The organism is Pandoraea pnomenusa (genome assembly GCF_000767615.3).
Lineage (GTDB): Bacteria > Pseudomonadota > Gammaproteobacteria > Burkholderiales > Burkholderiaceae > Pandoraea > Pandoraea pnomenusa.
In genome coordinates this window covers 2,463,882-2,479,556 of the sequence record NZ_CP009553.3, presented here as the reverse complement: position 1 = coordinate 2,479,556, position 15,675 = coordinate 2,463,882, and the positions used below count along the sequence as shown (strand labels likewise).

The 15,675-nt window shown below is 65.3% G+C and carries 11 protein-coding genes; 3 read left to right on the top strand and 8 right to left on the bottom strand.

Annotated features, from left to right (window positions below):
• Positions 1 to 135 precede the first annotated feature (135 nt).
• On the top strand, positions 136 to 1,989 hold the full coding sequence (locus LV28_RS35105) for a hypothetical protein (protein ID WP_038617684.1): 1,854 nt from the start codon (positions 136 to 138) through the stop codon (positions 1,987 to 1,989).
• Positions 1,990 to 2,117: 128 nt separating this feature from the next.
• Positions 2,118 to 3,341: an AI-2E family transporter YdiK gene (ydiK, locus tag LV28_RS35100; protein WP_023595809.1), complete on the top strand. Its 1,224-nt coding sequence runs from the start codon at positions 2,118 to 2,120 to the stop codon at positions 3,339 to 3,341.
• 563 nt (positions 3,342 to 3,904) lie between these two features.
• Here ydiK and fahA read toward each other — a convergent pair.
• Both fahA and hmgA read right to left on the bottom strand, forming a co-directional pair.
• Positions 3,905 to 5,179 (bottom strand): fumarylacetoacetase, encoded by a 1,275-nt coding sequence (gene fahA, locus LV28_RS35095; RefSeq protein ID WP_025249098.1) that lies wholly within the window; start codon positions 5,177 to 5,179, stop codon positions 3,905 to 3,907.
• A gap of 105 nt (positions 5,180 to 5,284) precedes the next feature.
• Positions 5,285 to 6,604, bottom strand: a complete 1,320-nt coding sequence (gene hmgA, locus LV28_RS35090) for a homogentisate 1,2-dioxygenase (protein ID WP_023595807.1) — start codon at positions 6,602 to 6,604, stop codon at positions 5,285 to 5,287.
• A 114-nt stretch (positions 6,605 to 6,718) separates the two neighbouring features.
• On the opposite strand from hmgA, the gene LV28_RS35085 reads away from it, so the two are divergent.
• Complete coding sequence (locus LV28_RS35085; RefSeq protein ID WP_023595806.1) at positions 6,719 to 7,624, top strand: LysR family transcriptional regulator; 906 nt, start codon at positions 6,719 to 6,721, stop codon at positions 7,622 to 7,624.
• A 24-nt stretch (positions 7,625 to 7,648) separates the two neighbouring features.
• Here LV28_RS35085 and LV28_RS35080 read toward each other — a convergent pair whose 3' ends face one another.
• From LV28_RS35080 to LV28_RS35055, 6 genes are all read right to left on the bottom strand, one after another.
• Positions 7,649 to 10,108 (bottom strand): ATP-binding protein, encoded by a 2,460-nt coding sequence (locus LV28_RS35080; protein ID WP_069106827.1) that lies wholly within the window; start codon positions 10,106 to 10,108, stop codon positions 7,649 to 7,651.
• A gap of 101 nt (positions 10,109 to 10,209) precedes the next feature.
• Positions 10,210 to 11,016 (bottom strand): hypothetical protein, encoded by an 807-nt coding sequence (locus LV28_RS35075; RefSeq protein WP_058371643.1) that lies wholly within the window; start codon positions 11,014 to 11,016, stop codon positions 10,210 to 10,212.
• 44 nt (positions 11,017 to 11,060) lie between these two features.
• Complete coding sequence (locus tag LV28_RS35070; RefSeq protein WP_023595804.1) at positions 11,061 to 11,735, bottom strand: response regulator; 675 nt, start codon at positions 11,733 to 11,735, stop codon at positions 11,061 to 11,063.
• A gap of 285 nt (positions 11,736 to 12,020) precedes the next feature.
• Entirely contained in the window at positions 12,021 to 12,560 is a 540-nt protein-coding gene (locus tag LV28_RS35065) for a hypothetical protein (RefSeq protein WP_147291567.1), read from the bottom strand.
• Between the two features lie 450 nt (positions 12,561 to 13,010).
• Positions 13,011 to 13,922: a sulfite exporter TauE/SafE family protein gene (locus LV28_RS35060; RefSeq protein WP_038621136.1), complete on the bottom strand. Its 912-nt coding sequence runs from the start codon at positions 13,920 to 13,922 to the stop codon at positions 13,011 to 13,013.
• A 260-nt stretch (positions 13,923 to 14,182) separates the two neighbouring features.
• On the bottom strand, positions 14,183 to 15,487 hold the full coding sequence (locus LV28_RS35055) for a CaiB/BaiF CoA transferase family protein (protein WP_048806360.1): 1,305 nt from the start codon (positions 15,485 to 15,487) through the stop codon (positions 14,183 to 14,185).
• Between the last annotated feature and the right edge of the window lie 188 nt (positions 15,488 to 15,675).

The window sequence follows — 15,675 nt, the reverse complement described above, 5'->3', positions numbered from 1 at the left end:
CGTTTCCAAACGCACAAATGGGCGTCGTCGGGGCACGGGGTTGAAGGTACCATCGCCGACATCTTTTCATCTGCGAAATGGCGGCGAGCGGCGCGGGCAAAGGGATTTGCGTGTGTCCGGCTGTCCATCGACGACATGCCCAACTCATGGTTCTCCTCGCAATCCGCCAGCTCGACGCTCCTCCATATCTACGCGAATCACGCCCCATCCACGCCGAATGTCGCCTGCCATGGCGGCCTCGCCGACGATTTCGCCCACGCCCGTCAGACGGCGGTTGGCACGTCGGCCTGTCGACCGGGCCCCGCGGCACCGACACGCGTGCGAGCGCGACATGACGAACGGCAATTGGTGGCCCGCCGCCCCGCGCCGCTGCAAGTCTCGAACGAGGCGACGGCGACGCCGTCGATTCGCCGCGTCGTGGACGACAGCGTTTCACGCACCGAGCAGATCTACACCGCACTTCGCGACGACGTTGCGCTGCCCGCGCTGCGCCGGTTCGAACGCCTGCATCGCTTCCGCGCGTCGCCGGGAAACGGTGACACGGACCGCGCTTCGGAGGACCGACCCAATCCTGTCTGGTTCGACAATCTGCAGCCGCACCTGCGGGTGGAGGCGCAGATCCTGTCGCAGCGCGGACTGGACGCCGCGAAGTTCCGGCAGCGCCTGGGCGAACTCATTCGCCACGAGCATCCCGGGCTTTCATGGCGGGCCACGCGTGCAGGCCTCGAGCGCGATGCATTGCCATTTGCGCTCGGCTCGACACTGCTGTCGATGCTGGCCGATCTCGTCGATCCGGGGCGCTCGCGGTCCGTGCTGTGGCCACCGGTGGAGGCGGCGGGCGTGGTGCTCGTCAATCTGCTCGGCATGGCGCGCTTCAACGCCGTCCATCCCACGTTCGCCAGCCGCCTGGGACGAGCCACGCCCGCGCAGGCTCAGGAGGCCCTGGCGCGCATGCTTCGTTGTCCGGTACGCGAAGTGCTCGGGCACGTTGCCGCCTTCGTCCTGTGCTACGGATTGCTGCGCAACCTGGGACGCGTGGTCGCCGAAGCCGGCCTGACGGCGTGCGTTCCCGGACTGATGTCGCACCGTTTCGGCAACACGATTCACTCCGCACTCGAAATTCTGCTCGCCCCGATTCCCGGCGCTTTGCTCGGACCCGCCATCGACCGTCTTTCCATGCCGAGGGAGTATGCGGCGCTGGAAATCGCCATCCAGGACCGCTTTGCCGACCTGATCTGTCGCACCGGCACCGATACTGGCGCCGGCGGCAGTTGGCCGTCCGTCTGGCACCAATTCTCGGGATTGGTACGGTCGACCGCCCCGAAAGCGATATGGGCGACGTTGACGCTGGGCTTCTATTTCCTGTCGACCCTGCACGACGGCGCCGCGCAGGCTCAGGACGGCGAGGCAATGGCCGAGCCCGGCGCCCCGCTCTCGGCCAACGCCACATCGGCGCCCGCAGCGGCGGGCCAGCAGGGGACCGACGTCGACTGGCACGGGCTGTCCGTGCTCGGTGTGCTGTACGGACTGATCGGCGGCATTGTCGCGTTGCAGGGCATGGCGGCGCGAAACGACGACATGGCCACCGCATACACGCGCCGACGCGGCCGTCCGAAGGTCAGCACGGCCACCGTGACATCGCAGGCCGACTCGGGCCGCGCGTCGACCAGTTCGTATGCCGGGACACCGGACAGCCCGCTCGGCCGACCCGCCCTTCCGAGCGACGCGAGCGACTCCCTCACGGACCCCGGCGACACATCCGGCGACGATTCGGTCTTCTTGCCGATGCCCGGCACGGACATCGGGGACGTCATCCCGCGCCTTCCACTCGCCTCCGCCTCGCAACGGGCGCTTCGTGCGCCGCCGGTGTCGAAGCCGCAAACGCGCAGGCATGGCACCTGCGTCGCGCCGGATCAACGCTCGTCCTCACCTTCCTCTGCGTCTTCGGCATCCTCGGCGGACGAAGCGCCCCGCACGACGCCTTTGTGACGAAGTGTTGCGCGCACTTGCCGTGGCTGGCCCGGCGTGGCATCTTGCTCCCAGAGCGCAATCGATGCGCATGAATCCCCTTTCGGACGCACCGCACGACGCGTCACGCCCTGCCTGCCGGAGCGCCTATGCTTTCCACCACCCCGAGCGAACTCGCCCGTAACCTGCTGGTCATCCTCGTGCTCAGCCTGTTGATGATCGGTACCTTGTGGGTCCTGTTGCCCTTCCTCCCGGCTTTCATCTGGGCAGTCACGATCGTGGCATCCACCTGGCCATTGCTCGTCGGCCTGCAAAGGCGCCTGTGGGGCAAGCGCTGGCTGGCGACCACGGTCATGATCATCGGCATGCTGATCATCGTCGTCGCCCCCCTGTCGGCCGCGATCGGCACATTGATCGGTCACGCGTCGGATATCAGCGAACAGGTGCATGCGTTCGGTCAACGCGGCCTGCCGATGCCGCCCGACTGGCTCGCCCGCCTGCCGGTGATTGGCCAGCGCGCCAGCGAGGAGTGGCAGACCCTTGCCGCGGCCGGGCCCGATGGTCTGGTCGCGAAGATCCAGCCTTACGCCGCGAAGGCGGCGTCCTGGGGATTCGCAAAGCTCGGGTCGATCGGATTGCTCGTGGTCCACCTCGGCCTGACGCTCATCATTTCCGGCATTTTGTTCATGCAAGGCGAACGTGCGGCGCGCGCACTCATTCGCATGGCGCGTCGACTGGGCGGTGACCGCGGCGAGGAGTCGGTGCGATTGGCTGGCATGTCGATTCGCGCGGTGGCCCTGGGCATCGTCGTGACCGCCGTGACGCAATCGCTGCTCGGTGGGCTCGGATTATGGCTCACGGGTGTGCCGCTTTCCGGCTTCCTGACCGCGTTGATGCTCGTGCTGTGCATTGCGCAGATCGGGCCGTTTCCGGTGTTGCTCTCGAGCGTCGCGTGGCTTTACTGGCAGGACAGCCCCACCCTCGCCACGCTCCTGCTCGTACTCTCGGTGTTCATCGGCATGCTCGACAATGTCATGCGTCCCATGCTCATTCGGCGTGGCGCCGACCTGCCGATGACGCTGATTCTCGCCGGCGTGCTCGGCGGCATGTTGACGTTCGGTATCGTCGGCCTGTTCGTCGGGCCGGTGATTCTCGCGGTGACCTATACGTTGCTGACGGCATGGATCAACGAAGGGCTGAACCGCCCCCCGATGGCACCCAGCGGGGCGCCCTCGCCATCTTCGGCGGCAGTCCCCGATGCGACGAGCGTGCCGGGCACGCAGGGCAGGTCGACCGCCGACGATTCGTCTGGCGCCAATGCGCTCGCCAAGGCACCCGCTGCCGGGACACCCCCCGGCAATCGGAGGCCATAACCCTGCGCGCCGATTTGCGCGGTCCGGAAAACCTCCTCGTCACGCAAATCGGCCCGATTTTTCAGACCGCTTCACCTGTCGCACTTCGCCCCGGCGTGGCTAAATGCTTCCCTACTCACATGATTCGGGAGAGCTCGAATGTCACGCAACGCAGCAGCTTCCTCGCGCACCTCACGTCTTGCGCGCGCTCAGCACAAGCCACGCGCGCCGCGCATTCCGCGCAGGGCGCGCCTCGGCGACCCACCGCTACTGCGCCGCGTCGGCAACGAACTTGAGTACACACCGACACGTTGCCGCGTGAGCGCCAGCCTGCTCGTCGGGCGCGTCAATCCTTGGTGGCTGCGCCTTGCGTCGCCCCCCACCTCGGGGGCATAAATACGAACACGCATGGCGTCTGCGGAAACGACAAGCGCGCCGGCCGGCGAACCGGCACAGCGCGCTGTGCGTCTCCGAGCGCGGCGACCGGTGTGAGACCGGGTACCGCGCAACGGCATTCGACGAGCGTCAGTGAGACCCGACCCGGCCTATTGGCGCATGGCCGGTCTCATGTCCCGGGTCGCTCGTTATTGCGCCTTGGCAGGCAGAATCTTGCCCGCGACCTCGCCGAAGCCGATGCGATAGCCGTCGCCCTGGCACCAGCCCGTCATCACGACCGTATCGCCGTCCTCGATGAAGGTGCGCTTGGCGCCGCTGGCGAGGGTGATCGGATGCTTGCCGTTCCACGTCAACTCGAGCAGGCTGCCGAACGAGTCGGGCGTCGGCCCGCTGATCGTGCCCGAGCCCATCAGGTCGCCCACGCGCACATTGCAGCCGGAGACAGTGTGATGCGCAAATTGCTGCGCCATGCTCCAGTACATGTGGCGGAAATTGGTCCGGCAAATGGACGTGGCCTGCGCATCGCCTTCGGCCTGCATCGACACTTCGAGTTCGATGTCGAAGGCGTGCTTGCCGACTTGGCGGAGGTACGGCAGCGGTTCCGGATGCTGCTCGGGACCCGCCACTCGGAACGGCTCGAGCGCCTCCATCGTCACGACCCACGGCGAGATCGACGTGCCGAACGTCTTTGCGTTGAACGGGCCGAGCGGCACGTATTCCCACTGTTGCAGATCGCGAGCCGACCAGTCGTTGAGAATTACCATGCCGAAGATGGCGGCCTCGGCGGCGTCGACACTCAGCGATTCGCCGAGCGCAGTCTCGCGACCGACGATGAAGCCGGTTTCGAGTTCGAAGTCGAGCTTGCGGCAACCGTCGAAAATCGGGCGCGGCTGATCCGGCAGCTTGATCTGCCCGTTCGGACGATGGATGTTCGTGCCGCTCACCACCACCGAGCTGGCACGGCCGTTGTAACCGATCGGGATCTCAAGCCAGTTCGGCAACAGCGCGTTGGCGGGGTCGCGGAACATGCTGCCCACGTTCGTGGCGTGTTCCTTCGACGAGTAGAAGTCGGTGTAGCCCGGGACCTGCACCGGCAGGTGCAAGGTGGCGTCGGCGAGCGGCACAAGCGCTTTCGCGCGCAACGTCGTGTTCTCGCGCAGTGCGGCATCACCGTCTGCGGCCAGCAGCGAGATGAGGCGCGCACGCGTGGCTCGCCAGGCAGCGCTGCCCAACGCGACAAACGCGTTGATCGACGATTGCGCGAAGACGGGCGAGGGCCCCGCCTGGAGCACGCCGGCCGCTTCGAGCGCGGCCAGATCGAGCACCTGGTCGCCAATGGCCACACCAACACGCGGCGACGGTTGCGATGCGGTGCTGAATACGCCATACGGCAGGTTTTGCAGCGGGAAGTCCGTCGTACCGGTGTTGGCAGACGCGACCCAGCTTTGCGGAAGTGCGGACATGAGGGAGTTCCTTCTTCGGGGGAGCGCTTCGGCCGGCAACCCGCACAAAGCGCAGGCAGCCGGCCGTCTCAGGGTTCGGTAATATCGTGACGCGACAGGCGCCGCTTACTTCCGGTCAGGGTTGAAGTGCTTCTTCAGACCTTGCCAGCAGGTGTAGTAGTTGTCTTGCAACTGTTTGGTCTCGAGCGCAAAACGCGTGGGGTGAATCACCGCGGGCGTCTCGAACATGAACGCCATTGTCGCGTCGACCTTGTGCGGCTTGCTCGTATCGGCGGCGGACGCCTTCTCGAACGTATCCGCATCCGGGCCGTGGCCCGACATGCAGTTGTGCAGGCTCGCACCGCCCGGCACGAAACCCTCGGCCTTGGCGTCGTACACGCCGTGGATCAGGCCCATGAACTCGCTGGCGATGTTGCGATGGAACCAGGGCGGACGGAACGAGTTCTCCATCGCCAACCAGCGCGGCGGGAAAATCACGAAATCGATATCGTCCACCCCCGGCGCATTGCTTTGCGATTGCAACACCAGGAAGATCGACGGATCCGGATGGTCGTAACTGATCGAGCCGATCGTGTTGAAGCGACGCAGATCGTATTTGTACGGCGCGTAATTGCCGTGCCAGGCCACCACATCGAGCGGCGAGTGGCCGATTTCGGCGCGCCACAGGGCGCCACCAAACTTCGCCACCAGTTCGAAGTCGCCTTCCACGTCCTCGTAGGCCGCCACCGGCGTGAGAAAGTCGCGCGGATTCGCCAGGCCGTTCGAGCCGATCACGCCCAGATCCGGCAGTCGGAACAGCGCGCCATAGTTCTCGCACACATACCCGCGGGCACGACCGTCGGGCAGCGTGACGCGGAAACGCACGCCGCGCGGCAGCACGGCGATCTCATAGGGTTCCACTTCGAGCACGCCAAATTCGGTGGCGATGCGCAAACGCCCTTCCTGCGGCACGATCAGCAATTCACCGTCGGCGTTGTAGAAGAACCGGCCGTCCATCGACTTGTTGGCGGCGTAGACATGGATACCGCAGCCGTGGCCGCCATCCGGTCCGCCGTTGCCGGCCATCGTCACCATGCCGTCGACGAAATCGGTGGGTGCGTCGGGCATCGGCAGCGGATCCCAGCGCATCTGATTCGGCGGCGTCGGTACCGCGTCGAAGCGGCTCAGCCAACGCGTCTGCTCCACGGCCACGAACGGCTTGTGCATGGCGGCAGGACGAATCCGGTAGACCCACGAACGACGGTTATGGCCGCGCGGCGCCGTGAACGCCGTGCCGGAAAGCTGCTCCGCGTAGAGGCCATACGGCGCCCGCTGCGGCGAGTTTTGCCCGATCGGCAATGCGCCGGGAAGTGCCTCGGTCGCGAACTCGTTGGCAAAGCCGGACAAATAGCCCAGTTCCCCCTGAATTTGGTCTGCTTGGCGCATGAATGCCCTCGTCTCCTGATTTCGAATGCGTTTATTGTCCGACAAGCCATCAAATTTTGCGATATAAATAGACAAATCCACTATATTCATAATGCGAATACTAATCGCCGAGCCATGATTTCATTACGCGACGTCGATTTGAACCTGTTGGTCGTTTTTCATGCGGTGCTGACCCATCGAAGCATCTCCCAGGCGGCACGCGAACTGGGTCTGTCGCAGCCGGCCGTGAGCAATGGCCTGGCACGTCTGCGCCAGACCTTTGACGATGAGTTGTTCACGCGCACCGGGGCCGGCATGCAGCCAACCCCGTTTGCCGAGGCACTTGCCGAACCCGTTTCCGCGGCGCTCTCGGGTATTTCGCGGGCGATCAACCACCGGGAAGCGTTCGATCCGGCAAGCAGTCAGCGGGAATTCACGTTGGCGATGACAGACGTCGGGGAGGTGTACTTCATGCCGGCGTTGGTCGATCTGTGCACGCGGCTGGCACCGGGGGTACGGGTGCGCACTGTGCGAACGACCCTGCCCGACCTGAAGGAAGCCATGGCGGCCGGGCGCATCGACCTGGCCGTCGGGGCGTTTGACGATCTGACCGGGCCATTCTTCCAACGCCGGCTGTTCAGCCAACGATACGTGAGCATGTTTCGCATCGGCCACGCGCTGGACAACGCACGCTCGGGACTCAAGGAATTCCAGGCAGCGCGGCATCTGTTCGTCGCCACCGGCGACAATCCCTATGCGCGCGTAAATCAGTTGCTCGCGCAAGCAGGCTTCGGCGCCGACGCCAACTTTTGGGTACCCCACTTCATTGCCGTACCGTACGTGGTGAGCGCCAATGACCTCGTCGTCACGGTACCGCAGAAGTTTGCCGAGCGTGCCGCGGCCCCGTTCGGCCTACGATTCGTCAAGCCGCCTGTGCGTCTTCCCGCCTTGCAGACGAATGTGTTCTGGCACCGGCGATACCATCAGGATGCCGGCAACCAATGGCTGCGGCAGTTGATTTCGGAATACTTCGTGGAATAGCCACGCCGCCTCGTAATGGCCGCGTCAGGCGTGGCTCGCGATGGCGTGCCCCTGGGCGCGAAGCCAGTCGTTCCACGCGACGTCGAGCGCATCGAACGCGGCCTCCATCTGTCCGGCCGACGCCTGCGGCGCCAGATGTTCCAACTGCGCCGCGAGCGACGCGAGTGAACTCAGACCGAACGCCATGAAGCCACCGCGCAGCCGGTGAGCCGAATGCCGCAGCGTTTCGCGCGACAGTTCGGTCAATGCCGCCCGGCAGTTTGCAATGTCCTGATCCGCGATCTTCACGAACGTATCGAGCATGTCCGAGAGCGGCAAGCGCCAATCCCGGGCCACCGCCGGCTCCGGCGCCGGCTCGAGCGCGCTTTCCACCTGACGCGCCGAATCCGCCAATGGGGCAATGTCGACGCAAAGCGACGGGTAGCGTGTACGCACGAGTTCGATCACGCGAAGCAGCGAACGGGCGTCCACGGGCTTGTAGACAACCGCGTCATAGGGCGATCTGGCGTCGCGATCGTTGCGCAGCGTCACATCCGCCGTGGCGACCACGACCGGCACATGCGGCGCCCTGGACTTGATCGCGGTCGCCAGCGCGTGGCCAGATACATGCGGCATGTTCGCGTCGGTGATCACGAGCATGTGCGATTCCGCGTCGAACGCATCGAGCGCTTCGCGCGGATCGTGGTAGCAGTCGACCATCGCGCCGAGCCCCTCGAGTTGACGCGAGAGCAACATGCCGCTGATCGGATGATCGTCGGCGACCAGCACATACCACCCTGCCAGCGGTCGCACGCGGGTCTGTGCATGGGCGGCGTCCTGCACGCCACCGGATGCCGCATGTCCTCGACGTGGCACCGCGCCCAACGCATCCCAAAGCTCCGCCTGTTGCAGCAACGCAATGTCCTTCGGCCATGCCGGCATACTTCCCGCCGGGCGGTCCACCGGTGTCGCACGCAGCAGGTAGACCTGCGCGCCGGCCATCCCCCGGACCGGCCATTCGTCGGCGAACAGGAGCAACCCCGCGTCCTGCGAACGCCCGCTGCCGGTGGACCACGTCACGGCGTCGCTGTATTGCATGGGCTCATAGCCCGCACGACGAATCAGCGCTTCGAGATACCAATGCCGACGGGGCAACGCACTGACATATGCGAACGTTTCGCCCGCGGCGACGACGGCAGGCGCCTCGCTGTCGGGTGCCCACGGCAGTCGCAGCGTGAAACGCATCGTCGTGCCCTCGCCCTCCTTGCTGTCGACCTGGAGCACGCCGCCCAGCATGCCGACGAACTGGTGCGAGATGGCCAGCCCCAGTCCGGTGCCGTGCTGCATGCCCGGCTCTGTCGTGCTTTTGCCGAAGGGCTTGAACAAATCGGCGAGGTCCGCCGCCGCAATGCCGACCCCGCTGTCGCTGACAGCGAACGCGACGTCGCACCCCTGCATGTCGGCGCGAGTGATCATGGCACTGAACGCCACGTGGCCCTTCTCGGTGAACTTGATCGCGTTGCCGACGAGATTCGTGACGACCTGGCCGAGTCGCAGCGCGTCGGTGTGCACGGCGCGGGACAACTGGGGATCGATCATCCAGTCGAGCGTCAGTCCCTGCAATCGCGCGCGGCCGGTAAACGACAGCCCGACCGCCTCCAGCTCCTTGAGCAGGGAACCGTCGCGCGAATTCAGCTCGAAGCGCCCCACCTGAATGCGCGAGTAGTCGAGCAGGTCGTTGATGAGATCGAGCAGGTTGCGCGTCGAGCTCTCCATCACGTCGACGTAATAGCGATGATCGTCGCCCAGGTTCTGCGCACTCAACAGCTCCAGCGACGCCAGCGTGCCGTACAACGGCGTACGCATTTCGTGGCTCACTGTAGTCAGGAAGACGTCTTTCGCGCGATTCGCGCTTTCCGCTGCCAGGCGCGCCTTGCGTTGCTCCAGCTCGAACCGGCGTTGCTCCGTGACGTCCGACAGCGTGCCAATCAGCACCGGCTGCTCGCGAAACACCGTGTCGACGAAACTCACGGCATAGTGGCGCTCTCCCGCGTCGTCCATCGCACTGAGCAAGCGTCGCACGGGGCGCGCGACCACACCGCTGTGCAACTGCCGATACATGCGCGTGAGCTCTCCGTCGCCGAGATGACGCAACAGATCGACGGTGCCGGCATACGCCGGATTGCTCATGACCACGGCCGGCTCGAAGGGGTCGATGATCGCCATGCCGACCGGCGCGGTTTCGATGAGGGTCTGAGTGAAGGCGTCGCGCTCGAGCAGCGCTTTCGTGCGCTGGCGCGCCGGTTCGATGATGCGCTGTCGCATGTAGCGCATCCCGGCGAACACGCCCGCCGCGTAGAGACACAGCAGGAGGGTTGCGCCGAGCAGCAGCGTGGCATTCTCGCGCAACAGCTCTTTCGGGCGAACCGCGTAGCGCACGAACCAGGGCGTGGACGACAGGCGACGCTCGAAGACGAGGCGCTGACCGTCGGAGCGCAGCGTCATCTGTGCGCCCCCGAAGAGCGGCAATGTCACAAGCGTTCGCAGATTGCCCAGCGAGGCGAGCGGCTGGCCTGCACTTGCAATGATGAGCCCGTCTTCCGAGATCAGTTGCAGCGCTTCCCCGAGCGTTCCAGATTGCGCATGCGCGGCGGCACGATCATGTCCGGCGACATGCTGGTGCCAACGTAGAGCACCAGGTGGCCATCCAGATCGCGAATCGGTACGAAGCTCGATACGGTCTTCAGATGGGTGACGGGATGCTCGTAGTTGTAAGTCCAGAACGGACCTTCGCTGTTGCCCCTGATGCGCGCGTGATAGCGCTCCACCTTGTTGATCTCGGCGATCATCGCCTGCGTGTCGCTCGCCAGCTTCGACGGCGTGAACGACGCGCGTCCGATCGCCGGTCGATAGGCCGCAAAGGCGCCATCCGCGGAAATGATGAACGTTTCGTCCTGACCGTCGAGGGGACTCCAGAAGTTGGCGTCGAGCACCATGAGTCGCAGCGTCAGGCGCGCATACAGGGCGGCACGTTCAGGGGGAATGTCCGCCAGCTTGACGATCTCGAACTCGCTGTCCCATCCCACGCCGCTGATACGGCGTGCGCTGCCGGGGCTCATGCCGAGCAGCGGCTGCAGAATGCGATCGGTCAATGCCCGCGTGGCCCCGCCTTGACGCACCTTGCTGGCCTGGGTGGCTTGCGCCATGGCACGGGCCTGCTCGTTGAAGATCTCGAGGTCGCGAATTTCACGGCCGACGGCGGCGAAGAAGGACTCGGTCTTCTGGCCGCTTTGCCACAAGGTGCCGAACAACGCGTACGAGACCGCCGCCACCCAGACCGACAAGCCGAAAAGAAGTGCGAGCAGGCCGCCGATACGCAGCAGGCGGCCGGCGATCGCGATGTCACGCGTCATCGTTCTGGCGGGCATATGCTCCAATGTCCGATCGGGTCACGCGCTCAGGCGGCACTCGGCGTTTCGGTCTCGCCGTCACGCGAAAACTGCACCGGGCTCGACACGTGGAGCTTGAACAATTCCATGTCGGTCCGGCAGCCCAGCTTGCACATGGCCATGCGCTTCTGGTTGTTGATCGTCTTGGCCGAGCGCTTGAGCGCGCCTGCAATCTGCGACACGTTCTGGCCGTCCAGATACATCCGCAGCACTTCCATCTCCTTGGGAGACAGCGGACGGCGCGCGGTCGGCTTGCGACGCATTTGTTCCTCGAGAATCTGCTCGGCACGCCCGCCGCGGTAACTCATGCCCCGGCGGCAGCGCTCGACGCAGACGGTGATTTCGCGAAGATCGTCGGACTTGGTCATCACACCGAGCACGCCACAACTGTCGAGCGCGTGAATGATGGCCGGTTGCTCGATCGACGTGAACACGATGATCTTCACATCCGGATACTTGCGCCGTACGCGGTTGATCATGACCAGGCCGTCGCCGAACGCGCCGCCCGGCATGCAATAGTCGGTGATCAGAACGTCCACGGAATTCGTCTCGAGCGCCTTGAAGAGCTCAGTCGAATTGGAAACCGGCGGGAGCACGTGAAAGCCGGGGTCCGGGGAGAGCATTTCACGCAGCGTCGAGGCGACGATCGGGTGATCGTCGGCAATCAGAATTTTAACCATCATGTGCGGAATCCTTTTAAAAGAAGTCAGCCGTGGGCGCGCGCGATTCTCCGCCGTGTCTACGCATCATGGCTTCCAGAAAGAGGAATGTGCGTCTTGCCGACACACTCGTTGGTCACGAAGGCGTGACCACGTTGTCGCTACGCGGCGCTGACGGACGGAATCGTCCCCCGCGCCGCCGCGGCTACGTTATTCGGCGTAACTCGTCGCTCGCCGGCGCTGTCCGGCAATCCGGCGCTCCGGCAACATCCGGTGTCGATCTGACGCTGTCGGGCGGCTATTCGACGGTTATCCGGCGTCATGGGCCGCTTTCGGCCCGTCGACGGTTGTCCAGGCCGAGCACGTCTTGTGCCCGGTCAACCGGGAGGCGCCTGTGCCGATGACCGGCTTGACACAGTAGCGAATGCGCACCCCGCGCAATCCCGCCGACGGCATCATCTCCCGTGCGCGTCCAACCACACGAATGCGTGTCGGGCCGGGCGCGGCCTCCCACAGATGCACGCTCTCGGTCTCCGGCCAATCGGCCATCCATCGATAGGTCCCGCTTACCACGCGCCCCACCTGCGGCGTACCACTCATGGCCACAGCCGCCGCGACCGGCCGCATGCGGGCTTCCACCACTTTCGCGTCTGCTCCCGCTTGCGCCGACGCCGACAACGACGAGCCCTCGTGCGCCGCTTCGCCGCCCGACACACTGGGCGTCGACGCCTGATACTCGGTGCACCCCGCCAGCAATGCCATCGCCATCGCCGTCGAGACGATCACCCGTTGCCGGATCGCGGCGGCACGGCGGCTCGCCGGTGTGCAAGCTTCCGGGGAGTCAGGCAAGACGGTCGTGGAAGTCTCAATGTGTGTCGTGGTCATCGATGCCAAAGCCGATCGCAACGCCGCGTGACGCATCGGCGAGGCGACGTCGTTACGCGCCGTTTTACGACCAGCGGAAATATAGGATAAATCTACAAAATCCTGCCGTTTTGGATCTGTTTATAGGAATCATCCTAGTCCAAATTAAGAGCATTACCGTCCGTGATTTGCATGCATCGCGCACATTGAAGGCATTTCACGCGCAAGACATTCAATTCAGCGAGACGTGGTGCTCGGGCAACGTTTCAATGGACAGTCCTGTGACGAAAAGATTCATTGTCGCGTCACGAACGGAAATGAAAGGCATGGCGGGATCGCGCGGACCGTCACGGCGATCGATATTGAAGATCACTCGAAAGGCGTTGCGATTTTCGAAGTGTTCGAGAATCGCAAGCCGCGCTGGCGTTCGTCGAATCAGGCGCCGAATGCCTTGACGAACATGCCGATGGCGACGGCGGCCATGAGCGTCGAGAAGATTTGTTGCAGCCGGGAGGCCGCCAACCGTGGCGCCAGCGCGCGACCGAGGAGCATGCCGACCACCGCGCCCGCAACGAAAACCCAGCCCTGAGCGCCCGGATGCATGCCTTGCCACCACGCGTTAGCCACGGTGCCCGCGGAAATGAGCGCGATGACGAACAGCGAAGTGGCCACCACACCGTGCACCGTGATATCGGTAAAGCGGCGCAAGGCCGGCACGATGACGAAGCCGCCGCCGACGCCAAGCAAGCCGGACGCAAAGCCGGAAACCGCGCCGATCGCCCCCAGAACGCCCGCGACACGCGGTGTCCAGTGCAAGCGGCCCGTCGCCGGGTTCAACCGGCACGGGGGCAGCGCCTCGCTCGTCTTGCTTGCCGCCTGATTTGCCGCCTGACTTGCCGCTTGGGATGCGGCCTGATCGTCCGACGGGTTCGCCGTCTCACTTGCGGGTAGATTCGCTGCCGTTACGGCCTTCGCGGCGTTTGCCGACAGCCCGCGGGACGCGCGGTACATGCGCGCTGCCACAACCAGCATGGCGAGGGCAAACAGCCCAACCAGCCAGCGCTCCGGCAGCCGATGCGCCAGCCAGGTCCCCAACGGCGCCACGCAAACACCGATCCCGGCCATGAGCATGGCCGCGCGATAGCGCACCAGACCGGCGCGCAGCCCTTGCACGCTGCCCACGGCCGCGGCGACCCCCACCGCAAGAAGCGCAACCGGACCTGCCTGCGACACCCCCCACCCCAGCCCGAAGACCAGCGCCGGTACCGCGAAGATGCCCCCGCCCGCCCCCGTCAATCCCAGCACGAGCCCGACTGCGGCGCCCAGCAACGCAGCCGTGGGAGACATACTCGAAAGATCGGCAATCATCGGTCGGCATCCAGCAAAAAATCGGGGGGAAGTGATCGGCGAGACGCCTAATCACTAATAGTCATAAGCTTATGACCATGAATTATATAGAGACATCGGGCGGCGCGAAAGCCCCGCCTGGCAACGGGGATGGGCAAGTACCAGACGTCGCGAGGCGATGCCCCGCAGACCGCAAAAACGCCGACGGCGCCCGAAGGCGCCGTCTGGGCATACGTTTGTCGGCGCCGGAGCGGCCTGCGTCAAAAACGGCCGGGGCCGCTCACAGGCCGAGCCGTCACGTCGCCCCCGTCCGCCCCCAGCTCCGCAAGAATGTCACTCGTGTGCTCGCCGGGTGCGGGCGGATCCATCGGCGATACCGGACTGCGCCCGTTCAGACGAACGGGAGAGACGATGGTGTGCGTCGTCTCTCCGCTAGGCAACACCATGGGCCGCACCCAGCCCATGTGTGCCACCTGCGGATCGGCCAGCACCCGCGAATAGGTACTGATGGCCGTGCATGGCACACCGACCGCGACGAGCCGGGCCAGCCAGACACCGCGGTCCTCGAGGACGAAAACCGCTTCGAGCACGTCGCGCAGCACGGCCTGATGCCGGGCACGCTCCCGCGCGTTGGCGAAGCGGGCGTCGTCGAGCAGATCGACCCGGTGCACCAGCGCGCAAATCGCTTGCCAGTGAGCCTGTCCGTCGAGATCCATGCCGAAATAGCCGTCGCGGGCACGGAAGGTCGGCCAGGGTGCCGATGGCCCGCCGAATCGCATCGTGTCGCCCTCGGCGTCGCCTGGCTCCAGGGCTCCGACGCGCGGCGCGGCACGAGCGACGCCCGCGTTGGGTGGATTCGCGCCGACGGCACCGTCACGGTCCCTGCCCATGGTCGCGGGCGGCACCAGCCCCGCGCGGTGCGCCGCCTCGGCACCTTCGTCGCCACCGCGCAATGCCGCAATGGCGAGCGTGGCGCCGAGCATCGGCACGTCGATATGAACACCCCGCCCCTGCAGTCTCGCGGCCACGAGCGCCGCGGACGTGGAAAACGCCGCATACAGCCCGGCAGCGAGGTCAGCCACCGGCAAATCGCGTGGCGGCTCCAGACCGCTCGGCGCCGCACCAAGCATTCCTCGAAGCGCCTGGAGCGCGGGCACGCCCGTGGGCTGCGTCACGGAGCGCGGCCCCTCCTGCCCGAACGCGGAGATCGATACGTAGACGAGATGGGGTTGCACGCCCGACAGCGCGTCGTAGCCGAGGCCGGCACTGGCGAGCGTGCCCGGCGGCAGGCATTCGATGACGACGTCGGCGCCGCGCACGAGCGTGTGCGCGAGGCTGCGGCCTTCGAGGGTAAGCAAATCCAGCGCCACGGAGCGCTTGTTGCGTCGCAGGCCGAGTTGTGCGGATTCGCCGAGCGGACTCCGGCTATCGTTGGAGAGATCGTCGACGGGATCGTCGACCATGATGACATCGGCCCCCATGTCGGCCAGCAGCAAGCCGCAATAAGCGCCCGCCGCGCCTCGACAGAACTCGATGACGCGGATCCCCGAGAGTGGTGCGTTCAATATCTGACCCCTAAGCGCCTGGTGTTTGTTGTATTTCTCAACCCTTGGCTGCCGTCTGACGCGGCGTTGGGGAATTCTAGTGCAATTACTCTACGCCGGTCACGACGGAAAACGGTGCGCGACGCGACCCGTTGCCACGGGGCAACACGGCGCGCTGAAGGGCATGCCGCGACACGCCCCTGACACAG